This window comes from Tropicibacter sp. Alg240-R139 (assembly GCF_900537075.1).
Classification (GTDB): Bacteria; Pseudomonadota; Alphaproteobacteria; order Rhodobacterales; family Rhodobacteraceae; genus Falsiruegeria.
On the sequence record NZ_UNRA01000001.1, the window covers coordinates 1,094,947 to 1,119,219 of the forward strand.

A 24,273-nucleotide genomic window follows, 5' to 3' on the forward strand; every position below is an offset into this window, starting at 1 on the left:
ATTTCCGACGGTTGAGCGACGTGTTCACATCCGCGTGAGGCGCGGCGTGACCCGCATCCAATCTTTCATTCGGGCGCGAAACCAGGTTCGCTGACGCTTGGCGAACTGCCGTGTCGCGATGCTGGCGCGTTCCCGCGCCGCGCTTATTGTCATGTCGCCGTTCAAATACGCCATCAACTCGGGCACCCCGATTGCCTTGCAGGATGGTAGCACCGGGTCATAACGATCACGCATCGCTTCAACTTCATCCAAAGCGCCCATTTCAAGCATCAGGTCAAAGCGGCGGGCAATGCGATCATTCAGCCAGTTCTTGTCGACGTCAAAAACGATCGGCAGGGTCTGATCCAACGGCAAAAGGGGCGGCGGCGTGTCATCCTGCCACGAGGCCAGCGGACGGCCCGTGGTTGTCAGAACCTCCCACGCGCGTTGAACCCGTGCCCGGTTGCGTATGTCGATGCGCGATGCCGTTTCCGGATCAAGCTCGGCCAGCAGTGCCTCACGCGTCATTTGGTCGGCGCATTGGCGGATTTCGGGCGGGGTGGCCGGGATATCGGCCATGCCTTGGGTCAACGTGTTAAAGTAAAGGCCGGTGCCGCCCACAATGATCGGGCGTTCGGGACCGGTCAGATAGGGTGTGACCTCGCGCATCCAATGCCCGGCAGAATAGGTCGCGTCATAGGGGATATGTCGATACAGGTGATGGGGGGTTTGTGCTTCTTCTTCTTTGGACGGGCAGGCGGTGATTACGCGCCAGCAGTCATATATCTGGCTTGCATCGGCGTTGATGATGACGCCCCCGTGCCGTTCGGCAATTTCCAACGCCAGCGCCGACTTTCCAGAAGCCGTCGGACCCGCGATCAGGATGGGCCGGTTGTCCGTGATTGGGGGCAATTGAGCTAGCAGTGACATGTGTTTTTCCGATGACCCATGAAATTCCTGCCCTGTCCTGTCTCATGCCGCATTGAACCTGACGGCCTTTTCCTTCATTTTGCGCGAGAAATTAACCCCGTGTGAGCCCGGAGCGCAACATGACCTCAAACTCCTCTTCCGAGATCGAGCAGACCGAAACAACTTATAATCGCGTTATGCTGAAAATATCGGGGGAGGCATTGATGGGAGACCAGGGCTTTGGTCTGCATCCGCCGACAGTCGAGCGCATCGCAAGAGAAGTGAAGACCGTGCACGATCTGGGTGTCGAAATCTGCATGGTTATCGGCGGGGGCAATATTTTCCGCGGTCTCAGCGGCTCGGCTCAGGGGATGGAACGGACCACGGCCGACTATATGGGGATGCTGGCCACGGTGATGAACGCGCTGGCGATGCAATCCGCCCTGGAAGGCGTAGGCGTCTTTACCCGTGTCATCAGCGCTATTCGCATGGATGAAGTGGCAGAACCTTACATCCGTCGCCGGGCGGTGCGTCACCTGGAAAAGAAACGGGTCTGCATCTTTGCCGCGGGCACCGGCAACCCTTATTTCACCACGGATACAGCAGCGACCCTGCGCGCCAATGAAATGGCGTGTGAGGCGATCTTTATGGGTAAGAACGGTGTGGATGGTGTCTATGACAAGGACCCGGCCACAAATGACGACGCTGTACGCTATGATGCGGTCAGCTATGACGACGTTCTGGCAAAGCGCCTGCGGGTCATGGATGCTTCGGCAATTGCGTTGGCGCGCGACAACAATTTGCCTTTGATCGTCTTTGGACTGGACGAACCGGGTGGGTTCCGTGGCATTCTGGCCGGCAGGGGCACCTATACAAAGGTATCCAGCTAGGGCTATAGCCTTTGGCAACCGATAATCCTGTTAAGGGGAGTGGGCAGCATGTCTGACGAATTTATGCTTGATACAGATGACCTTGAGCGCCGCATGGATGGCGCGATGGCCAATCTGAAAACCGAATTTGCCTCGTTGCGGACAGGCCGCGCGTCTGGCTCGATGCTGGAACCGGTGATGGTCGACGCCTATGGCTCGATGACGCCGATCAACCAGGTGGGCACCGTGAACGTGCCCGAACCGCGCATGGTCACCATCAACGTTTGGGACAAATCGCTGGTGAACAAGGTCGAAAAGGCCATCCGCGAAAGCGGTTTGGGCATCAACCCTCAGCTCAACGGCACGATCATCATGCTGCCGATCCCCGAGCTGAACGAAGAACGCCGCCGTGAATTGACTAAGGTTGCCGGCAGCTACGCCGAAAACGCGCGCGTTTCCGTCCGCAATGTTCGTCGCGACGGCATGGATCAGATCAAGAAAGCCAAATCCGACGGTGACGTGTCCGAGGACGATCAGAAGTTCTGGGAAACCGAAGTACAAGATCTGACTGACAAGCACATTGCGGCCGTGGACGCAGCGCTTGAGACGAAGCAAGCCGAAATTATGCAGGTCTGAGCGGTTCAATTGATGCCCAAAGACCCGCATTCCGACCTTCCCGCAGGTCCACGCCACGTTGCCATCATCATGGATGGCAACGGTCGTTGGGCCCAGGCGCGGGGTCGTCCCCGTTTGTTCGGCCATCACGCCGGTGCCAAACGTGTCCGCGAAGTGGTCGAGGCTTGCCCTGACTACGGCGTGAAATATTTGACCATTTTTGCCTTTTCGACAGAAAATTGGAAACGAACGCAGGTCGAAGTTGCCGGCCTAATGAGCTTGTTTCGCCGTTACATTACCAAAGAAGCGCGGGCGCTGGACGAAGAGGGCGTGCGCGTCCGTTTCATTGGTGACCGGGTGCGTTTGGATCCCAAGCTGATCAAGCTGATGGACAGCCTCGAAGAACTGACCGAAAACAACGATCGGGTTCACCTGACCATCGCGCTCAATTACGGCGGCCGGGATGAGGTGGCGCGCGCCACCAAACAATTGGCCCAAGACGTGGCCGACGGCAAACTGGACCCCGGTGAAGTGGACGAGGAAACGCTGCCCAAGTATCTGGATACACAGGTTTTACCTGATCCAGATCTGGTGATCCGAACCAGTGGCGAGGCGCGCATCTCGAACTTCCTTCTTTGGCAGTCGGCCTATTCTGAGTATGAATTTATCGACACGCTGTGGCCGGATTTTTCCGCCGAAGAGCTGGGTCGCCTGTGTCGTAGTTTTGGAAAACGTGATCGCCGGTTCGGGACCGTGAAGCCATGAGCGACGGACGGTGGGCAGACCTGTCGGCACGTGTTGGGTCGGCTGTCGTGTTGGTCGCCATTGGTGCGATCGAAGTTTGGCTGGGCGGATTGTGGTTCGAAGCCTTCATCGCTGTGGCTTGCGGGATCATGATCTGGGAGCTGGTCCGGATGGTAGATCCCGACAAACGGCAGGTGGCCATTCAACTGGCGATCCTGACTGCTGCTGCGGTGTTGCTGAGCTTTCATATCCCGGCCATTTTTGTGCTGCCCGTGCTTCTGGCGCCTGCCTTGGTGGGCGTTGGGCAGATCGGGGCCCGCAAGGGGCTGTATGCGGTTTTTGCCATCTGGATCACTTGTGCAGGGCTCGGCTTTATCTCGATCCGCGAGAACATGGGCTTTGAATGGATGTTGTGGCTGATCGGCGTTGTGGTGGCGACAGACGTTGCCGGATACTTTGCCGGCAAAGCTATTGGCGGTCCCAAGTTCTGGCCCGCAGTTAGCCCCAAAAAGACTTGGTCCGGCACCGCAGGTGGCTGGATCGCTGCGGCGTTGGTCGGTGTGGCCTTTGCCGCTTATGGTGGCTATGGTGTTCGGCTGGTCATCATCTCGGTCCTGGCTTCGATGTTCTCACAAGCCGGCGATGTTGCCGAAAGCGCGCTCAAGCGGCGCGTGGGTATCAAGGACAGTTCGCACCTGATCCCTGGGCACGGTGGGTTTTTAGACCGGTTTGACGGGATGATGGGGGCCGCCTTGTTTGTCCTGTTGGCTGGGCTACTTTACGCACCCGGAGATATGTGATGCGGAAAGTCTCGATTTTCGGGGCGACAGGATCCATCGGACAAAACACCGTCGATCTGATCGCCCGCGATCCAGACAGTTATGATGTCGTGGCGCTCACCGGCGGGGCAAACATAGCGCTGTTGGCGCAGGACGCCAAACGTTTGAATGCTGACATTGCGATCACGGCATACGATTCCCGTCTGGGCGAACTGCGCGATGCTTTGTCCGGAACCGGGATCAAGGTTGCAGCGGGGCAGGCGGCCCTGATCGAGGCGGGCGCACGCCCTGCCGATTGGGTCATGTCGGCAATTGTTGGCGCGGTCGGGCTTGCACCGGGGCTAGAGGCTCTTAAACAAGGTGCGACGCTGGCACTGGCCAACAAGGAAACGCTGGTCTGTGCCGGGCAACTGGTTCTGGAAACGGCACGTCGTCACGGCGCCCGTCTGCTGCCCGTGGACAGCGAGCATTCAGCGATCTTTCAGGCCTTGGTGGGCGAAGACATAACCGCGGTCGAACGGATCATCATCACCGCCAGTGGTGGCGCGTTCCGCGAATGGCCCTTGGAAGCGCTCGCGCACGCGACTTTGTCTGAGGCGTCGAGTCACCCGAATTGGGACATGGGGCAGCGGATCACGATTGACAGCGCGTCGATGTTCAATAAGGCGCTCGAAGTTATTGAAACGCGGGAATTCTTTGGTGTCGACCCGTCTCAGATCGAGGTGATAATCCATCCTGAATCCATGGTGCATTCGCTTGTGGGGTTCCGCGATGGTGCCCTGATGGCGCATCTTGGTGCGCCAGACATGCGTCATGCCATCGGGTACGCACTGCATTGGCCCGAACGGCTGGATCTGCCGGTCGCGCGGCTGGATTTGGCACAGCTGGGGCAGCTCAATTTCAAGGCGCCGGATGACGCGCGCTATCCGGCTTTGCGTCTGGCGTATGACGTGATGAATCGAGGTGGCTTGTCCGGCGCGGTGTTTAACGCCGCCAAGGAACGTGCGCTAGATGCATTCATTGCCGAGCGCATCGGATTTTTGGACATGGCGCGGGTGGTCGAGCAGGTGTTGGACCGATTTGAGGCCAATCCGGGTCTTATTGATGCCCAAATGACCCTTGATAACGTCACCCAAACAGACCATCTGGCCCGGAAATGGGCCGACGAAACAATGGCACAGCGAGCAGGTAGGTAACGTGGATTTTCTTGGATTGATTCCCCAATTTGGCGGCGCGATGTATACCATTGCGGCCTTTGTCCTGGCGCTGTCGGTCATCGTGTTCGTACATGAATACGGCCACTACATCGTGGGTCGCTGGTCTGGCATTCACCCCGAGGTTTTTTCGCTTGGGTTTGGCCCGGTGATCTACAGCCGCGTGGACAAGCGTGGCACCCGCTGGCAGCTGGCACTGTTGCCTTTTGGCGGCTACGTCAAGTTCATGGGCGATGCCAACGCGGCCTCGGGCAAGGATCCAGACGCGATGGAAGCCATCGAAGATCCCGAGACCCTGCGCCGCACTATGCATGGCGCGCCGCTTTGGGCCCGCTCTGCCACTGTTGCGGCGGGGCCGGTGTTTAACTTTATCATGTCGATTCTTGTGTTTGCGGCGATTTTCATGTTTCGGGGCGAGGCAACCGACCCGCTGACCGTGGGCGACCTCAGGACGTTGCCCAGCTCGGTGCAAGAGCTGCGGATCGGTGATGAAATCACGTCGATCAACGGCGTGCCCACACCCAGCTTCGATGAACCGCAACAATGGGATGCCTTTGTCGACGGGCTCGAGCCACAGCTTCAGCTGGACTATGGCATCATTCGCGATGGTCTAACGATGACCGTGACCGGCCCTTGGTTGTTCCCGCCGTATATTCAGCAGGTCGCACCGCGCAGCGCTGCCTTTGACATCGAGTTGAAGTCCGGCGACGTGATTACGGCCATCGAGGGCGAACCGATCTATGCCTTTTCGCAACTCAAAGAGCATGTGGAATCCTCGGACGGTCGAGTCCTGCTGCTGGATGTGTGGCGCGATGGTGCAATGCTGGAATTTGCCTTGGCTCCACGCCGCACGGATGAACCGCAGGCCGAAGGCGGATTCAAAACCCATTGGCGTATCGGTATCGTCGGGGGCATGGCGCTGGTTCCTGCGACTCAGACAGCCGGTCCCATCGACGCCTTGTCGGGCGGGGTGGCGCAGACCAAACGTATTATCGAAGGGTCGCTGTCAGGCGTTTGGCACATGATCACGGGGGCAATCAGCACCTGCAACATCTCGGGGCCTATCGGCATTGCAGAAACATCCGGAGCTTTGGCCAGCCAGGGCGCGCAAAGCTTCATCTGGTTCATTGCTGTGTTGTCGACGGCCGTCGGGTTGATCAACCTGTTCCCCGTGCCGGTTCTGGATGGTGGCCACCTGGTGTTTTATGCATACGAGGCTGTCTCGGGCAAACCTCCTAGCGATCGCGCGCTGCGTATTCTGATGTCAATTGGCATCACGCTGGTGTTGTCGTTGATGGTGTTTTCGGTCGGCAACGATCTTTTCTGCTGATCAAGGAGGTCGCACGGCCGCCGCAGAGGTGCCCAAGTCTCGCCACATTCGCGGGGTAGTTTTCTGGGAAAGATGAACTCCAGAGGATCGGGACCATGCAAACCTTGCAGCATTCGTATCGCGGATTGAGCCTATTGTTCGAGTTGAACTGGGACAGGTTGCTCTATCTCGGCACCATCGCTTTTGCGCTCATGCTCGGGGCGTATCTGGGAAGCCTTTGATTCTCATAAAATTGGTATGACATTGACACGCGGTCCTCTGGGCCGCGTGTCTTTTTGTGCTTTTGACATCGTGCTTCAATCCGGCTAGTGAACTGCGTAAGTCTGCTAAAAATTCGGGTTGATAAAAAGATGAATAACGGGAGAGACGCAGGAACATCCTGCGGTTATCAGATTTCAGGCTCCTACATGTTGTATCGGGTACTGTTTGTATTTTTCTTTGCTTTTGCAGCGACCTTGGCGGTTTTTCCGTCCCAGGCGGCAGCCCAGAATTACACGTTCAATTCCGTCCAGGTTGAGGGCAACCAACGTATCGAAACATCGACCATTGTGACGCGGGCGGGAATCGCTCGGGGGCAACAAGTTTCGGCGGGTCAGTTGAACGATGCCTATAAGCGTATTCTTGACAGTGGCGTTTTTGAGACAGTCGAGATTATCCCGCGTGGTAGCACTCTTGTGATCAAGGTCAGTGAATATCCCACGATCAACAAGATCAATTTCGAAGGCAACCGCCGGATCAAGGATGAAAACCTGATCGAGGCGGTGGGTTCGGAATCCCGTCGTGTGTTCACGCCCGAGCAGGCTGAACGGGACGCTCAAACCATCGCCGAGATTTATTCGGCGCAGGGCCGAGTGGCCGCCACCGTTGTACCACGCATCATCCGACGTGATGGCAACCGTGTTGATCTGGTGTTCGAGATCAGCGAAGGCGACACCATCGAGATCGAGCGCGTCAGCTTTGTTGGCAACCGTGCCTATTCGGATCGCCGCCTTCGCCGGGTGCTGGAAACAAAGCAGGCCGGCTTCCTGCGGGCCTTCATCCGGTCAGACACCTTTATCGCCGACCGGATCGAGTTCGACAAACAGGTACTGCGTGATTTTTACCTTTCTCGCGGCTACATCGATTTCCGCGTCAACAGCTCGAACGTTGAATTCACTCGTGAACGTGACGCCTTTTTCCTTGTTCTTGATGTGCAGGAAGGGCAGCAGTTCTCTTTTGGCCAGATCACCACAGTCAGCGAGATCAAGGGCGTGAACGCAGCCGAGTATCAGGACGCACTCAAGGTTAAGCCGGGGGTGGTCTATTCGCCGTCTCTGGTAGAAAATTCGATCGCCCGCCAGGAACGTCTGGGTCTGCGCAACGGCGTTGATTTCCTGCGGGTCGAACCGCGCATCACGCGCAATGACCGTGATCTGACGCTGGATGTGGAATTTGCCTTGGTCAAAGGCCCGCGCATCTTTGTTGAACGCATCGACATCGAAGGCAACACCACCACGCTGGACCGAGTGATCCGTCAACAGTTCCGCTCGGTCGAAGGTGACCCGTTCAACCCGCGTGAGATTCGCGAAAGCGCCGAGCGTATTCGTGCTCTTGGGTTCTTTGTAGAATCGAACGTCGAAACCCGTGAAGGCTCGACCCCGGACCGCGTGTTTGTCGACGTGGACGTCGAAGAGCAGCCCACTGGCTCACTGAGCCTGGGCGGTAGTTACTCGGTAAACGACGGTTTCGGTATCGCTATTGGACTGAGCGAAAGTAACTTCCTTGGCCGGGGCCAGACTTTGGGCGTTACCCTATCGACTGCCCAAGACGCCGAGCAGTATATTCTGGGTTTTTCTGAACCTCATTTGCTTGGTCGCAATCTCAAGTTCGACCTGGATCTGGGATTGGCGGCGCGAAATTCGAGCTTTGCCAACTATGACACCTCGCGAAAGTTCTTTAATCCCGCGTTGACCTTTGCAACGGGTGAGCTCTCGACGTTGGCGTTGCGTTATCGCTGGGAAGCCAGCGAGATGCTGGCCCGTTCCAATACAACGACCGGTACTGTGATTACCTCGGAAATCGCACAAGGTGAGCGTTCGTCCAGCACGATTGGGGCGTCCTATGTTTATGACAGCCGCTTGGGTGGCTTGAACCCCAATGCCGGTGTTCGTTTTGAGGTTGGCCTGGATGCCGCCGGTCTTGGGGGCGACAACAAGTACTTCAAGACGTCAGCGAAGACGATCGCTCAAACGCGTGTTTGGCACGAAGAGGTGACGTTGCGCGCAACATTGGAGGCGGGTGCGTTCAGCTGGCGCGGTACCGGTTCCAGCCGGACCATTGACCGCTTTATCTTTGGTCCCGATGTCTTCCGTGGGTTTGAGCCTGCTGGTATCGGTCCGCGCGACCTGTCAGGTGGTCAAGACGACGCTTTGGGTGGCAACTATTATGCCGTAGCACGTTTTGAGGCCGAATTCCCGCTGGGTCTGCCCGAAGAACTGGGTATCCGTGGCGGTCTTTTCTATGATGTCGGTAACCTGTGGGACCTCAAGAACGTGAATACGACAGGTGGTACGATCGTGGGTGCAGGGGGATCGTTCCGCCAGGTGATCGGGTTCTCGGTGCTCTGGACTACGGCTTTTGGCCCGTTGCGCTTCAACTTTTCAAAGGCCTTGAAAAAGGAAACATTTGACAAGGAACAGAGCTTTGACCTGACCATTCAGGCCCGGTTCTGAGCCTGGAATGAAGCTGAGTTCCATTCTCACAATGACACGGGGCCGAGTTCTGGCCCTGTGTTTTCTTTTCGCGGGAACACTCTGGGTTCCGACCATTCAGGCGCAGCAGTTGGGGGTGGCGCAAAGCCAGATCCTGACAATTTCGATAGAGCGCCTGTTTGCGGAATCCCAGTTCGGTCAGCGCATCGCCAACGAGATTGATGCTGAAAGTGCCGTACTTGCAGCAGAAAACCGACGGATCGAGGGTGAGCTGGAGCAGGAAGAGCAGGAGCTGACCGAGCGTCGCAAGACCTTGGACGCCAGTGCATTCCGGGTGCTGGCTGACGCCTTTGACCAAAAGGTGCAAACCCACCGGACCACGCAGAAACGCAAATATGAAGCGCTCAACCAAAAAGGCGACATCGCCCGCGCCGAGTTTTTGCAGGTCATTGTACCTATTCTTGAAGATCTGCGCCGCGAAGCGGGTGCGGCTGTACTGATCGAGCAATCGACGGTCATTCTGGCCGATCCAGCAGCTGATATCACGGCCATTGCCATATCCCGAGTGAACGTCGCCTTGGGTGACGGGGCGCGGATTGCGACGGACCCACAGCAATAGCAAAGCTTGCTCTGACTGGCTGGGGTTGTTAGTCAAACATCAACAAAAAGTTAAGACAGGACACCTGCGTCATGACCACAGAAACTCAGAGCGCCGACATCCAGCTGATCCAGCGCATCCTTCCGCATCGCTATCCGTTTCTATTGGTTGACCGGGTCGAGGATATTGATGGCTTCACATCGGCGCGTGGAATCAAGAATGTGACCATGAACGAGCCGCATTTCCAGGGTCATTTTCCTGGCGCTCCGATCATGCCCGGTGTCACCATTGTCGAGGCGATGGCGCAGACCGCGGGCGTGATGCTAGGTGTTGGCATGGACATGATCGACACTGAGATGTTGATCTATTTTATGAACATCGACAAATGCAAATTCCGTCGCAAGGTGGTACCGGGTGACGTGCTGGAAATGCATGTGACAACGGTGCGCGGTAAACCGGGTGGAAAAATCTTCAAATTCCACGGCAAGGCCGTCGTCGGGGACGAGGTCGCGGCCGAGGCCGAGTTTACAGCCATGATCGACCGGCAAGAGGGCTGAGGCATGTCTCAGATACACCCAAGCGCGGTGATCGAAGAAGGCGCCCAGTTGGGCGCCGACTGCATCGTTGGTCCGTTCTGCGTCATCGGCCCCAATGTCCGCCTTGGCGACCGGGTCGAGTTGAAGTCGCATGTGGTCGTGACCGGCGACACCGAGATCGGTGATGATTCCACCATCTTTTCCTTCGCAGTCGTCGGGGAAATCCCGCAAGACCTTAAATTCAAGGGCGAGAAATGCACGCTGGTGATCGGCAAGCGCAATCGCGTTCGCGAACATGTCACTATGAACCCAGGCACCGAGGGCGGCGGTGGCATCACCAAGGTGGGCGACGACAATCTGTTTATGGCCGGGTGCCACATCGCCCATGATGTCCAGATCGGCAACAACGTGATTGTGGTTAATTCTGCGGCTGTTGCGGGCCACTGCATCATCGAAGACGATGTGATCATCGGGGGGCTCTCGGGCGTGCATCAGTTTGTGCGCATCGGCAAGGGTGCCATCGTCGGTGCCGTGACCATGGTAACAAATGATGTGATCCCCTACGGTCTGGTGCAAGCGCCACGCGGCGAGCTGCACGGGCTGAACCTGGTGGGCCTGAAACGTCGCGGCGTGCCGCGGGCGGACATCACCGCGCTTAGGGCGGCCTTCCAGATGATGGCTCAGGGTGAGGGCACGTTCCAGAACCGCATTCAACGCATGAGCGACGAATTTGACAGCGACTACGTGCAAGAGATCGTCAATTTTGTTGTGGGCGATACAGATCGGTCTTTCCTGACACCGGGGAGTTGAGCATGTTGGCATTGATTGCGGGCAGCGGTGATCTTCCGTTGGAACTGGTGGGACGTTTGGCGGATCGTCCAGTGATCTGTGCGCTCGACGGGTTCGGTCCAGACAAGCTTGAGGTGGACCTGCTGTTCCGCCTGGAAACTCTGGGCTCTTTGTTGATGACACTGAAAGAGCAGGGCGTGACACGGATCTGCATGGCTGGGTCCGTTGGTCGCCCAGCTGTTGATCCGGCTCGGATCGATGCGGCTACTCTGCCACTGGTTCCGATCCTGCAGCAGGCGTTGGTATCTGGCGATGACGGAGCCCTGCGGGCGGTTATCGGCATCTTTGAACAGGCGGGGCTGGAAGTTCTGGCCGCCCATGACCTTGCTCCTGATCTGTTGCCTCAAGTGGGCGTTTTGACGGATGCCAGTCCGTCCGAGGGCGAGAAAATGGACGCAGACCGCGGTGTTGGCGTTGTGCGTGCAATGGCGGCCACCGACATCGGTCAGGCCTGCGTCGTGCTCAAGGGGCAAGCGCTGGCAATCGAAGGGTCCTATGGCACCGACTGGATGCTGCAATCACTGACACAGCGCCCGGATGCAGGTGGTGGTGTGATGATCAAGCTGCCAAAACCCGGGCAGGATCGCCGGGTCGATCTGCCAACCATTGGCCCGGATACCGTGACGGCGGCCGTGGCCGCTGGCCTGTCAGGTATCGTGATAGAAAAGGGCGGCGTCTTGGTTTTGGACCGCGACGCGGTGGTTGCCGAATGCAACCGCCTGGGCCTGTTTCTATGGGTGCGGGAGCGCGCGTCCTGATGCGGGTCTTTATCCTTGCCGGTGAACCTTCGGGCGACCGGCTGGGTGGGGCCCTTATGGCGGGTCTGCGGCTGTTACGACCAGATGTGCAGTTCGACGGCATCGGTGGACCGCTGATGGTGGCGCAAGGCCTGAGCAGCCAGTTCCCGATGCAGGAACTCAGCGTCATGGGCCTGACCGAGGTCCTGCCCAAGTACTTTCACCTCAAACGCCGTATTACCGAGACAGCGCAGGCCATTGTGGACCTGCACCCGGATGTGGTGATCACTATTGACAGCCCAGATTTCAGCCTGCGGGTGGCCAAGTTGGTGAAAGAGGCCAGCGACATCCGCACGGTGCACTACGTGGCCCCCAGTGTTTGGGCCTGGCGCCCCAAGCGGGCTGACAAGATGGCCAAAGTCATAGACCATGTGCTGGCGCTGTTGCCGTTCGAGCCGCCCTATATGGAACGTGCCGGGATGGAATGCGACTTTGTCGGTCACCCGGTTGTTGGCGAGCCAAAGGCGAGTGAGGCCGAGATCGCGCAACTGCGTGCCAAACATGGATTGGGTGACGCGCCAGTGCTGTTGGCCTTGCCGGGGTCGCGCCGCAGCGAAGTTGAGCGGCTCGCAGATGTATTTGGTGCGGCTTTGCAAGATTTCCTGAGTAAGCACCCGAACATGCGCATCGTCATCCCAACCGCGCCGCATGTGGCCGAGCTGGTGCGCCAGAAAACGGCACAGTGGCCCGGACAACCCGTGGTTCTGGCCTCGGACAAGCAGGATGCAGAAACCGCGGCAATCCACAAGCGCGCGGCTTTTGCCACAGCGGAACTGGCCCTTGCGGCCTCGGGGACCGTGTCCCTTGAACTGGCTGCGGCGCAAACACCGATGGTGATCGCCTATAAGTTCAGCTGGCTCACCTACAAGATCATGGAGAGTATGGCCCTGATCGACACCGTGACCCTGGTCAATCTGGTTAGCGAAACGCGGGTGATCCCCGAATGTCTGGGCCCGGCCTGTTTGCCGGTCAACATCGCACAGGCTCTGTCTAATGTACGCGCCAATCCGCAGGCGCAGACCGAGGCTATGCACGTGACAATGCAGCGTCTGGGGCAGGGCGGAGAGGCCCCGGGCCTACGAGCTGCGCGTGCGGTGTTGAGCCGACTGCCCACAGCGTAATCCCATGGAATTGATCGCCTTTGGCCTCTCGGCCGCCGTTGCCCAGGTGTTGACCAACATCGACAATCTTGCCGCGCTTCTGGCCTTGTCGCTGGTGGTTGGTAAATGGCGAGCCATCTCAGGATACATCGCGGCACAAGTGGTGATATTGGCGCTTGCCTTGGCAGTTGCAGTCGGGTCCGATCAACTGGTGCCTGCCAATGTGGGGCTGTTGGGCTTGATACCCATCGGGTTGGGGCTGCGAGGGATTTGGCAGCAGCTGCGGAACGAAGACGGGGATCAGGTAATGGCTTTTTCGCGTAGCAGTTCTTTTGCGATGACCGGCTTTCTGTTTCTTAGTCTGTCGATGGACAGCCTGGCTGTCATGGCACCGCTCTTGGCGGATTCAACGCCGCTGTTCCGGGTCGCCGCGCTGGTCGGTGCTGTGGTGGCTGTTCTGGCTCTTGGGGTCATTGGTTTGATCTTTGCACTTACAACGCGTCCGACTGGCCTGTGGACCCTGCGTTTCGAACGCCTTGCCCCTTTTGTGATGATCGCCGCCGGGATTTACGTTTTGCTCGACAGCGGCACGGACTTGATTTGAATGCCATCTTGATCACACGGATCGCATCAAAAACAAGCGCTCCCGTCCGTCGTCGATGTTCCTGGCGGAACACCTCCTCCCGTTGGGCCGGGCGCCGGGCTGTGCCCGGCGCCCGGCCCAAAGCCGCGAGCGATGCCGACGCAGTCGGGATCGCTCGGGTGGGGGAGCCCCTTGTCCAGCCAACGCCTAAGGCAAGTGTACGTGCATTCGGTCAGCGAATAGTGATCGTTGCCTACACCAAGTATGTCAGTACCCGCGCCAGATCCAGCCGCCGCCATAGATGCGGCTGCCGTCAGTTTCGTAGAACACGCAGGCCTGACCAGGGGACACGCCTTCTTCGGGGCTGAGCAGTTCAACCTCTGCTGTGGTGTCGCTCAGCGGGCGGATGATCGCCTCGCGCGGGGGGCGGGTCGACCGCACCTTGACCGAGACATGCCTTTCTTTTTGCGACATGAACGGTTCATCCCCCAGCCAGTTGATTTCACGCACTGGGATGGTTCGGGTCGACAGCATCTCTTTGGGACCGACGATGACCTGTTTGGTGTCCACGTCCAGCTTGACCACAAAAATCGGCTCGCTCAGCCCGCCAATGCCCAGACCCCGACGCTGACCGATGGTGTAGTGGATGACCCCGTTGTGCTCACCCAGAACGCGGCCGTCGGCGTGCACGATCTGACCTGGCTCGGCTGCACCGGGGCGCAATTTTTCGATCACGCTGGCATAGTTGCCGTTGGGCACAAAGCAGATGTCCTGGCTGTCGGGCTTGTCGGCGACCGACAGGCCATATTCGGCCGCCATTTCGCGTGTGGCGTCCTTGGACGGCAGATGGCCCAATGGGAACCGCAGATAATCCAGCTGTTCTGGCGTGGTAGAGAACAGGAAATACGACTGATCGCGATTGGCATCCTCGGCCGAATGCAGTTCGGGACCATTTTTGCCCATCATGCGCTGGATGTAGTGGCCGGTTGCCATGCAATCGGCCTCAAGGTCCTTGGCGGTTTCCAGCAGGTCTTTGAACTTCACTCGTTCATTGCAGCGAATACAGGGCACCGGTGTAGCGCCTGCCAGGTAACTGTCGGCAAACTCGTCGATCACCGCATCCTTGAAGATGTTTTCGTAGTCCAGCACATAGTGTGGAAAACCGCGCTCTTCGGCCACGCGGCGGGCATCATGAATGTCGATGCCCGCGCAGCAAGCACCCTTCTTGGCCAGCGCCGCGCCGTGGTCATACAACTGCAACGTAACACCAACCACGTCATAGCCCTGATCGGACAGGTAGGCGGCCACGACCGAGCTGTCGACCCCCCCCGACATGGCTACAACGACCCGTGTTTGTGACGGGGGTTTCGCAAATCCAAGCGAGTTCAGTGGTGCGTCGGTATCCAGCGCCATGGGGCGGCTCCTGTTCGAACGGGAAAGACCAGCGGAATATAAGAAAATCCTACATACTCTCAAGGGGCGGTTTCACCACCCGTTAAGTAGCCTGTTCCAGAGTCCTTGTATCAGGAAAAAGGGACAGGTGATGTTTTTGCGAAAAGTGGAAGGGCCCAGATCAGTAACTTTACCGGATGGCTCCATCATGACACGGGCCGATTTGCCGCCTCCGGACACACAACGGTGGGTTGCTTCCCGTAAAATTTCAGTGGTGCGAGGGGTGCTCTACGGGTTGATCACTTTGTCGGATGCGATGAAGCTCTATGGCCTTAGTGAAGAGGAGTTTAACTGTTGGGTGTCAGCAGTTGCAGACCATGGCACTGATGCATTGAAGGTGACCTCGCTAAAAAAATATAGACAACTTTAAGTTGATCTTCCATAACTGCATTAACGGTAACGCGAGGTTAACCTTTATTCGTCACGGTTGATCACAATCACGGGACCTGACTTAGGCGGAGACATTCAATGCGCGTACTTCTTGTTGAAGACGATCCAACGACATCCAAGAGCATCGAGTTGATGCTGACGCATGCCAACTTGAACGTATATGCAACGGACCTTGGCGAAGAGGGGATCGATCTGGCCAAGTTGTACGACTATGACCTGATCCTGCTGGACCTGAATCTGCCCGACATGAACGGGCATGAGGTGCTGCGCCAGTTGCGAATGGCCCGAATCGAAACTCCAATTTTGATCCTGTCAGGGGCCGACGATACCGAAAGCAAAATCAAGGGATTTGGCTTTGGGGCGGATGATTATCTGACCAAACCGTTCCATCGCGAGGAGTTGGTGGCGCGTATTCACGCGATCATCCGACGCTCCAAGGGGCATTCACAGTCGATCATCAGGACCGGCAAGATCTCGGTGAACCTGGATGCCAAAACCGTCGAGGTCGCAGGCCAGACCGTGCATCTGACCGGCAAGGAATACCAGATGCTCGAACTTTTGAGCCTGCGTAAGGGCACGACGCTTACCAAAGAGATGTTCCTGAATCACCTGTATGGCGGCATGGACGAGCCGGAACTCAAGATCATCGATGTGTTTATCTGCAAGTTGCGCAAAAAGCTCAGCAATGCGACCGACGGCGAAAACTATATCGAGACAGTCTGGGGCCGTGGTTATGTTCTGCGCGATCCGCAACCCAATGAAATGGCCGATCCGCGCCTTGCCGTAGGTGCGTGATCGAAACAGGTAAGTCCAGCTGCTGGTCCAGGCAGCTACCACCACTCACGATGAAGCATCTGGACCTGATCGTGGCCTCGCCCTATCACTTGGATCTACTATCAAGTTTGGGGCGAGGCCGTGACAGACACCATCGACATCAAAGCCATGACCGAGGAACAAGCCAGCGCTGAACTGGCCAGGTTGGCGGCTCTTTTGAGACAGGCAAATACTGCCTATCACACAGCTGACGACCCAGAGATGTCGGATGCGGATTATGATGCGCTGAAACGGCGCAATACCGCTATTGAGGCGCGCTTTCCCCAGTTCAAACGAGACGACAGCCCCACCGATCAGGTGGGTGCCGTCCCGGCCGAAACGTTTTCCAAGATCACCCATGTGGTGCGAATGCTGTCATTGGGTAATGCCTTTGACGACGAAGACGTCGATGGGTTCGACACCTCAATTCGTAAGTACCTTGGTTTTACAGCCAAGGACTCGTTGACCTATACGGCCGAACCCAAGATTGACGGCCTGTCCCTCTCGTTGCGCTACGAACAAGGTGTGCTGGTGCAGGCAGCTACGCGGGGAGATGGCGAGACGGGCGAAAACGTCACTGCCAATGCTCGCACCATCACGGATGTTCCCCATCAATTACAGGGCGCGCCTGATGTTCTCGAAGTGCGGGGTGAGGTCTATATGTCTCACACCGATTTTGAGGCGCTCAACGCGCGTCAGATAGAGCGCGGCGGCAAGACATTCGCCAACCCGCGCAATGCAGCCGCCGGTTCCCTGAGGCAATTGGACGCCGAGATCACCAAATCCCGCCCTTTGCGGTTCTTTGCATATGCTTGGGGGGATTTATCCGCACCGCTTGCTGCAACGCAGATAGGGGCCATCGAGAAGCTGGCCGATCTGGGGTTCCAGACCAACCCGCTTACGAAACTCTGTGCCACGCCGGGCGAGATGATCGCGCATTATCACGACATCGAGGACCAGCGTGCGACGCTTGGCTATGACATCGACGGTGTGGTCTATAAGGTTAACGATCTGGATCTGCAGGCGCGGCTTGGCTTCCGCTCGACAACGCCCCGTTGGGCGATTGCACATAAATTCCCTGCCGAATTGGCCTGGACCCGGCTGGAGGCCATCGACATTCAGGTCGGTCGCACCGGTGCGATCAGCCCGGTCGCGCGGCTTGCCTCGGTCACTGTTGGGGGAGTTGTCGTGTCCAACGCGACGCTGCACAACGAGGATTACATTCAGGGCCGCGACGCCTCGGGCAATGAAATCCGGGGTGGCAAAGACATCCGCGTCGACGATTGGGTGCAGGTTTACCGGGCCGGCGACGTGATCCCCAAGGTGGCCGATGTGGACCTGAGCAAACGGCTCGATGATGCGGAACCTTACGTTTTTCCTACGACATGCCCGGAATGCGGCAGCCCGGCGATCCGCGAAGAGGGTGACGCGGTGCGCCGCTGCACGGGCGGGATCATCTGCCCCGCGCAGGCCGTTGAAAAATTGAAACATTTCGTCTCGCGCAAGGCGTTCGACATCGAAGGTTTGGGCGCCAAACAGATCGAAATGTTCCAGGGCGACGATGTGCTGCCGATCCGCACACCCGAAGATATCTTCACGCTTCAGGCGCGCGACGCTCAGAACCTTGCGCGGCTCAAGAACCGTGATGGCTGGGGCGACACTTCGGCCAGCAACCTTTTTGCCGCGATTGATGAAAAGCGCACCATCCCTCTGGTCCGGCTGATTTTCGCCCTGGGTATCCGACATGTGGGCGAGGTCGGCGCGCGCGATCTGGCGTTGCACTACGGCGATTGGGGCGCGATGGCGCAGGCGGTCGACATTGCCCGCCCGGCAGCTTTGGCGCATCGTGCTGCGGATGAGGCGGAGGACGCGGAGCGGATCGCAGCCAAGGCCGGCGACCGCCGGGCCCGCGTGAAAGAGGCGCGCGACAAAGCAATCGCCTTGGCTGACATCCCAGCAGATGCAGCAGTGGCCTGGGCCGATCTGACAGGCATCGACGGCATTGGTGCCACTCTGGGCCTGTCGTTGTCCGACGCTTTTGCCAATGTCGACGAACGTGCGGCCTTTGACGCATTGTGCGCCCATCTGACCATTGTCCCACCCGAATCCCCTACACGAGACAGCCCCGTCGCGGGCAAAACTGTCGTCTTCACCGGCACATTGGAAAAGATGACCCGCGCCGAGGCGAAGGCGCGCGCAGAATCGCTGGGGGCGAAGGTTTCGGGTTCGGTCAGCAAGAAGACCGACCTGCTTGTGGCAGGCCCCGGTGCCGGGTCCAAGGCCAAGAAAGCCACCGATCTGGGGATCGAGACGCTGGACGAAGATGGCTGGCTTGAATTGATTGAGGGGCTATGAGCGGACGCCCCGAAGCCCTGTTCCCGCTGTTTGCTGGACTTGAAACGCTGGACGGCGTTGGCCCGAAAACAGCGCAGCTTTTGGCCGCGCTTGAGATCGAGACGCCGCGCGATGTGTTGTTTTCATTGCCTTATGCAGTTGTGGATCGCCGTCGCCGTGACACCATCAAGGGGGCGGATCTGCCCGGTACGCTGACGGTCACGGTGACCGTCGACAGCCACCGTCCGGCGCGCAACCGGGGTGGGGCCTATCGCATCCATGTGCATGACGCGCAGATGGATTTCCAGCTGGTGTTCTTTCACGCCCGCAGCGATTACTTGGACCGCGTTCTGCCGCAAGGAGCAGAGCGGGTGGTGTCTGGCAAGCTGGAACTCTTTGATGGGATGGCGCAGATGGTTCATCCCGATCACATCCTGCCGGTAAATGAGGCAGGCGATATCCCCGAATTCGAGCCGGTCTACCATCTGACCCAAGGTGTGACGCAAAAGACGGCTTATAAGGCGGCGCAAAGCGCGCTGGCCCGCGCGCCGGAATTGGTCGAATGGATCGATCCGGCGCATTTGGAACGGGAAGGCTGGCCTGGTTGGGTCACGGCCATGGACGCGGCACATCATCCGCAGGGGCTGGATGATGTCAGCCCGTTTTCGTCCGCACGGATGCGGTTGGCCTATGACGAGCTGATGGCACACCAGATGACGCTGGCCTTGGCACGCCAACGCGAGCGCAAGACGCGTGGTATCGTCAGCGTGGCCTCGGGTGTGCTGCAATCAAAGGTGCTTAACAAGTTGCCTTATCGACCGACCGGCGCGCAGGCTCGTGCGATCGAAGAGATCGCCGCCGACATGGCATCAAACGAGCGGATGAACCGTTTGCTGCAGGGGGATGTGGGTTCTGGCAAAACGCTGGTGGCTTTCATGGCGTTGCTGGTCGCGGTTGAGGCGGGCGGGCAGGGTGTGATGATGGCGCCCACCGAGATTTTGGCGCGTCAGCATCTCGAGGCGCTGCAGCCTCTGGCTGAAGATTCGGGCGTTGTGCTGGAATTGCTTACGGGTCGCGACAAAGGGGCGGAACGGCGGGCTAAGCTGGCGGCGCTGGAACGGGGCGATATTCAGATTCTGGTCGGTACGCACGCCGTGTTCCAGGCCGATGTGATATTCAACGACCTGCGGCTGGCGATCATCGACGAACAGCACCGATTTGGTGTGCGCCAGCGGATGGAGCTGGCAAAAAAGGGTGTCGGCGCGGATGTGCTGGTGATGACCGCGACACCGATCCCGCGCAGCCTGTCGTTGGCCCAATATGGCGATATGGATGTTTCGATCCTGGATGAAAAACCACCGGGGCGAAAACCGATCAAGACGGCCGTCATCAGCACAGAGCGGATGGACGCCGTTGTCGGGCGTTTGCATGAGGCAATTGACGACGGGCGGCAATGTTACTGGGTCTGCCCGCTGGTGGACGAATCCGAACTGGTCGACCTGACTGCCGCCGAAGAGCGGTTCAAACGACTGCGCGCCATTCTGGGTGAAGGGGTTGTGGGCCTGGTCCATGGTCAGATGCCGCCCGCCGAAAAAGATGCCGCCATGGCGGCGTTCCAGTCGGGCGAAACCAAAGTTCTGGTCGCCACCACAGTGATCGAGGTGGGGGTGAACGTGCCAAATGCGACGATCATGGTGATCGAACGGGCCGAGATTTTTGGCCTGGCGCAGCTGCACCAGCTGCGCGGCCGGGTGGGGCGCGGGGATGCGGAATCCACCTGTTTGCTGATGTATCAGGCGCCGCTGAGCGAGACGGGCCGCAAAAGGCTAGAAGTGCTGCGCGAGACCGAAGATGGGTTCCGCATCGCCGAGACCGACTTGCAAATGCGCGGCGCGGGCGACCTGATTGGGACGGCGCAATCGGGGCTGCCACGGTTCCGGATTGCGGACCTCGAAAGACAGGCCTCACTTATGGCCGTGGCGCAGTCCGATGCTCGGGCTTTGCTGGCTGCTGACCCGGATCTTTCGACGGATCGGGGGCAGGCGGCGCGTGTTCTTCTGTGGCTGATGAAACAGGATCAGGCGATCCGGTTGATTTCTGTGGGTTAAGATACTGTAATTAATTATTTTATTGTGGCGCCTCTCTCGTGCGCCCTCTTTGAAAGAACAAAAAAGTTCACAAATGTTCTCAAAAAGTTCTTTACAGAATCAATTGGAAATGAGAACAAAAGGTCAACAAAGACTTAACGCTGACATTGACCATTAACTCGGAGACGCCAGATGCTGAGCCAGATCAAAACCGCCTTGACCCGTTCCCAGAACACGTTGTTGCAAGATGCAGCAGGTGCGGCGTCTTTGGTTGTGATGTTGGTGGTCGCTCTGCATCTCCCCAGCCTCTGATTCACGAATTTCTGCCTGCGATCTCATGCCCGGACACATTCGCATCCTGTCCCATTGATGAAAGGGTGACCTGCCTATCCTTACCCTACCAAGGGCCTTGCCTCGGCCCTGGAGTGTTTTCGGACCCTACATGAGACCCGCACTACCTGCCGCCGCTCTTTCTGTCCGAAAGAGCGGCGGATTTTTCTTTCAAAGTTGACCAGTTTTCACAATCTCCAGGATCGCAGAAAGCACGGCATTTGCAGCGACCGAGGCCAGGATCATCCCCATGACCCGACTGACAATTGCCGACCCCGAGTGCCCAATCAGCCGGATGATCGGGTCGGCAAAGAGCATCAGCACAAAGGCCGCTGCAATGACCAACAGCATAACGCCACCAGTGATGGCCTGATCCACCACGCCAAAGCGGTTGTTGTCTGTGAGCATGACGATGGCCAACATCGCACCGGGCGAGGCCATCGAAGGCACGGCCAGTGGAAAGATCGCCGGATTGGGCTTTTCGATCTCTTGCGTGCCTTCGGCTTGTTTCTGTTCAGCTTCGGGTTTGCTTTCGCCAAAGATCATAGTGAGCGCAAACAGGAACAGAACAATCCCACCCGCAACCTGGAACGAGTTCAAGCCAATGTCCAGCGCGTCAATCAACACCTGCCCGAAAAGCAGAAAAAACAGTAAAACTCCTGCACTGACCAGTGCAGCCTGAAACGCGGTCTTGCGGCGGGCGGCGGCATCAATGCCTGCGGTTACCGCGATGAACACCGGAACCGTGCCAATAGGGTCAATGACCACCCAAAGCGTGACAAATCGCTCGATAAAATCCTGCAATGCAACTCTCCCCTGAAATCAGGGGCGAGCCTAGCGTCGTGATTGCGCGATGACTAGCCTCAGGCGCAGTTGGCCTGTTCCGCTTGATCCATCGCTTCAAGCGTCGCTTCAAGCGCCAACAGGATCGAGGCATGGCGGTTCTTATAGTCACGGGCGGGGATCAAAACCTCGAGCCCGTCAAAGGGAGCATCGGGGGCGGGGCCATCGGTCTTGAGCATCGCCTTAAGCTGATCGCGCGCGGTTTCCACCTGCGCTCGGGTCGCACCAATGATGGCGCCGCCCACAATCGAGGCCGAGGCTTGCCCAAGTGCGCAGGCTTTCACATCCTGACCAAACTCGGCAATCTTGCCATCCCTCATGGTCACATCCACGGTGACGGTTGAACCGCACAGGGGCGAGCGCCGTTTGACCGTGGCACCGGGGCTTTCCAGCCGGTCCAGATGCGGAATATCGGCGGCCAGCGCCAGAATCTTTGCCGAATAAAGCTTGATCAGATCGGTTTCGCCGGACATGGCTTTCCCTCGTTGTTCGTTCCCCATACATAGTCACCCAACGCTGCGATGCAAAAGGTTTTTGCCATGACTTTCGATCCTTCGACTTTGACCTATAACGAGGCCGGTCTGATCCCGGCAATTGCGCAGGACGCGACCTCGGGCGAGGTGTTGATGATGGCTTGGATGAACATCGAGGCTGTGAAAAAAACGTTGGAAACGGGGCGGGTGACCTATTGGTCGCGCTCGCGCCAGTCGTTTTGGATCAAGGGGGAAAGCTCGGGGCATGTGCAGGAGCTGGTAGACTTTCGCGTCGATTGTGACCGCGATTGCCTATTGGTGAGCGTGAAGCAGACCGGTGCGGCGTGCCACACCAATCGCCGGACGTGTTTCTACACAGCAGTGCGTCAGGGTGACGAAGTCGAGCTGATGAAGCCGATGGAGTGAACGGCGATGACGCGCCCTGGCCTCCGGCGACCGTGTTTTTAGCAATAAGAATCAGGGGATTGCGGTAGGCCCACAAGGCTGCGCAAGTCTGCAACTGTGGTGCCTTCGTCGCGGTATTTGGCGATGGCCTTGGAATCGTCGCGCTTGGCCAAGCGCTTGCCTGCCTCATCGCGGATCAGCCGGTGGTGGTGATAGATCGGTGTCGGCAGATCCAGCAGGTGTTGCAGAAGCACCTGCAGGAAGGTGGTTTGATACAGGTCCTCGCCGCGCACAACATGGGTGATTTCTTGCGCCGCGTCGTCGATGACGGCGGCCAGCACGTAGGATGGGGTTTCGATCTCTTTGCGGCCCAGAACCGGATCGCCGATTTCCTGGATGAGGTGCGCGGGGTTCACCGTGTGGGTGCCCGCGTGTTTCAGCCCGGTTTCGATCAGGCGAATCTCGGGCATTTGTTCCAAAGCCTTGGCCAAGTCCATGCGCAGCGCGTCACCAGGTTGGCGGCTGTCCATGTCGCGCATACGGCAGGTGCCGGGATAGACACCGGGGGCCAACGGCGCGCCTTCTTGTGGGGCGGAAAGGGCGGCGCGGATGTCGCTGCGGCGACAGGAGCAGGGGTAGATAAAGCCGCGATCGGCCAGTTGCATCAGGGATAGATTGTATCGCTGCAGATGCTCGGACTGTCGCAAGACAGGTGTTTCCCAACTCAGACCCAACCAGTGGAGGTCGTCGTAGATCTGGCTTTCCCAATAATCGCGGGCTCTGGCGGTATCGGTGTCTTCGATCCTGAGCAGGAACTGGCCGTGTTCGGCCTTGGCCATGTCGAACGCCACTAGCGCCGAATATGCATGCCCAAGGTGCAGCGGTCCGGTCGGAGATGGGGCAAAACGCGTTCTGAATGTCACGCTTTTTCAACAACGTAAACGTTTGATTTCATATCCATGCCGGGCAGGTGATCGCCGTACTCCTTGCTGAGCAATCGCGCCGCTCCCATATCCAGCCAATCATTCAGGCGCCCCTCAAAAGCTGGATCGCTGAGCGCGTGATCGTTGAAGGAAAATGCCAGCAAACCGCCACGTGGCAAGGCATGCATCAGTAGGTCAAAGGTTGCAGGTGGCGCCGCGCCGATACCGATGACGCCGGTTGCTGTAATGGCAGAGTAGGCGTTTTGGGCGACCGGGGCGGGGTCTGCGATGTCGAACCCCGTCAGGGTGCGATAGGCCTTTTTGCTGCGTGCGCCGTCGAGCATTTCGGATGATGGGTCCATTCCATCCACCGTCGAGAATCCCGCGCGTCGTAGTGCCAAACCCGACAGCCCGGTGCCACATCCGAAATCCAACACGGGCGTGCTCAGATCCGTGATCTGTGCTTTTAGCGCCTCGGCCACGCGCCCCGGCGTGGCATAGCCGTTTTCAGCGATCTCGGCATCATAAGACGCGGCCCATTTGTCGTAATGGTCACGGGTCGCTTCGGGGCTCTCAAGGCTATAGGCGTCGGTCAGGAACTTCTCACTCATGGCCTGCATGTTACGCGTGG

General features: G+C 58.3%; 25 protein-coding genes. 19 read left to right on the forward strand and 6 right to left on the reverse strand.

Translation table 11 applies throughout. The features are described 5' to 3' along the window. Positions 1-24: 24 nt before the first annotated feature. Positions 25-909: a tRNA (adenosine(37)-N6)-dimethylallyltransferase MiaA gene (gene miaA, locus G6R15_RS05315; protein WP_164658725.1), complete on the reverse strand. Its 885-nt coding sequence runs from the start codon at positions 907-909 to the stop codon at positions 25-27. 119 nt (positions 910-1,028) lie between these two features. Between miaA and pyrH the strand changes: the two genes are divergently transcribed. The 14 genes from pyrH to G6R15_RS05380 all read left to right on the forward strand — a co-directional run bounded on the left by pyrH (position 1,029) and on the right by G6R15_RS05380 (position 13,613). Next, positions 1,029-1,778, forward strand: a complete 750-nt coding sequence (gene pyrH / locus G6R15_RS05320; protein WP_164658726.1) for a UMP kinase — start codon at positions 1,029-1,031, stop codon at positions 1,776-1,778. A 48-nt stretch (positions 1,779-1,826) separates the two neighbouring features. After that, positions 1,827-2,393 (forward strand): ribosome recycling factor, encoded by a 567-nt coding sequence (frr, locus tag G6R15_RS05325; protein WP_164658727.1) that lies wholly within the window; start codon positions 1,827-1,829, stop codon positions 2,391-2,393. 12 nt (positions 2,394-2,405) lie between these two features. Next, complete coding sequence (locus tag G6R15_RS05330; RefSeq protein WP_164658728.1) at positions 2,406-3,137, forward strand: isoprenyl transferase; 732 nt, start codon at positions 2,406-2,408, stop codon at positions 3,135-3,137. Next, entirely contained in the window at positions 3,134-3,916 is a 783-nt protein-coding gene (locus tag G6R15_RS05335) for a phosphatidate cytidylyltransferase (RefSeq protein ID WP_164658730.1), read from the forward strand. Before G6R15_RS05330 ends, G6R15_RS05335 begins: the two co-directional genes overlap by 4 nt. After that, the gene (gene dxr, locus G6R15_RS05340; protein WP_164658731.1) at positions 3,916-5,091 is read left to right on the forward strand and encodes a 1-deoxy-D-xylulose-5-phosphate reductoisomerase; all 1,176 of its coding nucleotides are present in this window, start codon (positions 3,916-3,918) and stop codon (positions 5,089-5,091) included. Before G6R15_RS05335 ends, dxr begins: the two co-directional genes overlap by 1 nt. A 1-nt stretch (position 5,092) precedes the next feature. Further along, positions 5,093-6,439 (forward strand): RIP metalloprotease RseP, encoded by a 1,347-nt coding sequence (gene rseP / locus G6R15_RS05345; protein ID WP_164658733.1) that lies wholly within the window; start codon positions 5,093-5,095, stop codon positions 6,437-6,439. Between the two features lie 95 nt (positions 6,440-6,534). Next, a complete protein-coding gene (locus tag G6R15_RS23000) occupies positions 6,535-6,660 on the forward strand; it encodes a hypothetical protein (RefSeq protein ID WP_255456122.1) in 126 nt (41 codons plus the stop codon). Positions 6,661-6,789: 129 nt separating this feature from the next. Next, positions 6,790-9,150: an outer membrane protein assembly factor BamA gene (gene bamA, locus G6R15_RS05350; RefSeq protein ID WP_164658734.1), complete on the forward strand. Its 2,361-nt coding sequence runs from the start codon at positions 6,790-6,792 to the stop codon at positions 9,148-9,150. Positions 9,151-9,157: 7 nt separating this feature from the next. Further along, complete coding sequence (locus tag G6R15_RS05355; protein ID WP_240336664.1) at positions 9,158-9,748, forward strand: OmpH family outer membrane protein; 591 nt, start codon at positions 9,158-9,160, stop codon at positions 9,746-9,748. A gap of 71 nt (positions 9,749-9,819) precedes the next feature. Continuing rightward, positions 9,820-10,284: a 3-hydroxyacyl-ACP dehydratase FabZ gene (gene fabZ / locus G6R15_RS05360; RefSeq protein WP_164658736.1), complete on the forward strand. Its 465-nt coding sequence runs from the start codon at positions 9,820-9,822 to the stop codon at positions 10,282-10,284. 3 nt (positions 10,285-10,287) lie between these two features. Further along, positions 10,288-11,073 (forward strand): acyl-ACP--UDP-N-acetylglucosamine O-acyltransferase, encoded by a 786-nt coding sequence (gene lpxA, locus G6R15_RS05365; protein WP_164658737.1) that lies wholly within the window; start codon positions 10,288-10,290, stop codon positions 11,071-11,073. Between the two features lie 2 nt (positions 11,074-11,075). Beyond that, a complete protein-coding gene (locus G6R15_RS05370) occupies positions 11,076-11,870 on the forward strand; it encodes an LpxI family protein (protein WP_164658739.1) in 795 nt (264 codons plus the stop codon). Continuing rightward, positions 11,870-13,030: a lipid-A-disaccharide synthase gene (gene lpxB / locus G6R15_RS05375; protein WP_164658741.1), complete on the forward strand. Its 1,161-nt coding sequence runs from the start codon at positions 11,870-11,872 to the stop codon at positions 13,028-13,030. Before G6R15_RS05370 ends, lpxB begins: the two co-directional genes overlap by 1 nt. A gap of 4 nt (positions 13,031-13,034) precedes the next feature. Beyond that, entirely contained in the window at positions 13,035-13,613 is a 579-nt protein-coding gene (locus G6R15_RS05380) for a cadmium resistance transporter (protein WP_164658742.1), read from the forward strand. 246 nt (positions 13,614-13,859) lie between these two features. Here the strand turns inward: G6R15_RS05380 and mnmA are convergent, their stop codons facing one another. Continuing rightward, positions 13,860-15,005 (reverse strand): tRNA 2-thiouridine(34) synthase MnmA, encoded by a 1,146-nt coding sequence (gene mnmA / locus G6R15_RS05385; protein ID WP_164658743.1) that lies wholly within the window; start codon positions 15,003-15,005, stop codon positions 13,860-13,862. Between the two features lie 130 nt (positions 15,006-15,135). Here mnmA and G6R15_RS05390 point away from each other — a divergent pair, with 130 nt between their 5' ends. The 4 genes from G6R15_RS05390 to recG all read left to right on the forward strand — a co-directional run bounded on the left by G6R15_RS05390 (position 15,136) and on the right by recG (position 20,689). Continuing rightward, positions 15,136-15,414 (forward strand): DUF1153 domain-containing protein, encoded by a 279-nt coding sequence (locus G6R15_RS05390; RefSeq protein WP_164658744.1) that lies wholly within the window; start codon positions 15,136-15,138, stop codon positions 15,412-15,414. A 98-nt stretch (positions 15,415-15,512) separates the two neighbouring features. Then, complete coding sequence (gene ctrA, locus G6R15_RS05395; protein ID WP_164658746.1) at positions 15,513-16,229, forward strand: response regulator transcription factor CtrA; 717 nt, start codon at positions 15,513-15,515, stop codon at positions 16,227-16,229. Between the two features lie 147 nt (positions 16,230-16,376). Continuing rightward, positions 16,377-18,602, forward strand: a complete 2,226-nt coding sequence (gene ligA, locus G6R15_RS05400) for an NAD-dependent DNA ligase LigA (RefSeq protein ID WP_164659268.1) — start codon at positions 16,377-16,379, stop codon at positions 18,600-18,602. Next, complete coding sequence (gene recG / locus G6R15_RS05405; protein WP_164658747.1) at positions 18,599-20,689, forward strand: ATP-dependent DNA helicase RecG; 2,091 nt, start codon at positions 18,599-18,601, stop codon at positions 20,687-20,689. The genes ligA and recG overlap by 4 nt, the downstream gene beginning before the upstream one ends. Before the next feature lie 480 nt (positions 20,690-21,169). On the opposite strand, the gene G6R15_RS05410 is transcribed toward recG, so the two are convergent. Further along, a complete protein-coding gene (locus G6R15_RS05410) occupies positions 21,170-21,802 on the reverse strand; it encodes a MarC family protein (RefSeq protein WP_164658748.1) in 633 nt (210 codons plus the stop codon). A 59-nt stretch (positions 21,803-21,861) separates the two neighbouring features. Continuing rightward, a complete protein-coding gene (locus tag G6R15_RS05415; RefSeq protein ID WP_164658749.1) occupies positions 21,862-22,314 on the reverse strand; it encodes an iron-sulfur cluster assembly scaffold protein in 453 nt (150 codons plus the stop codon). Positions 22,315-22,362: 48 nt separating this feature from the next. Here G6R15_RS05415 and hisI point away from each other — a divergent pair, with 48 nt between their 5' ends. Further along, on the forward strand, positions 22,363-22,740 hold the full coding sequence (hisI, locus tag G6R15_RS05420; protein WP_205520468.1) for a phosphoribosyl-AMP cyclohydrolase: 378 nt from the start codon (positions 22,363-22,365) through the stop codon (positions 22,738-22,740). 38 nt (positions 22,741-22,778) lie between these two features. On the opposite strand, the gene gluQRS is transcribed toward hisI, so the two are convergent. Both gluQRS and G6R15_RS05430 read right to left on the reverse strand, forming a co-directional pair. Next, the gene (gene gluQRS / locus G6R15_RS05425; protein WP_164658753.1) at positions 22,779-23,642 is read right to left on the reverse strand and encodes a tRNA glutamyl-Q(34) synthetase GluQRS; all 864 of its coding nucleotides are present in this window, start codon (positions 23,640-23,642) and stop codon (positions 22,779-22,781) included. Continuing rightward, positions 23,639-24,253 carry a class I SAM-dependent methyltransferase gene (locus tag G6R15_RS05430; RefSeq protein ID WP_164658755.1) on the reverse strand — a complete coding sequence of 205 codons (615 nt, stop codon included), beginning with the start codon at positions 24,251-24,253 and terminating at the stop codon, positions 23,639-23,641. Before G6R15_RS05430 ends, gluQRS begins: the two co-directional genes overlap by 4 nt. Positions 24,254-24,273 lie beyond the last annotated feature (20 nt).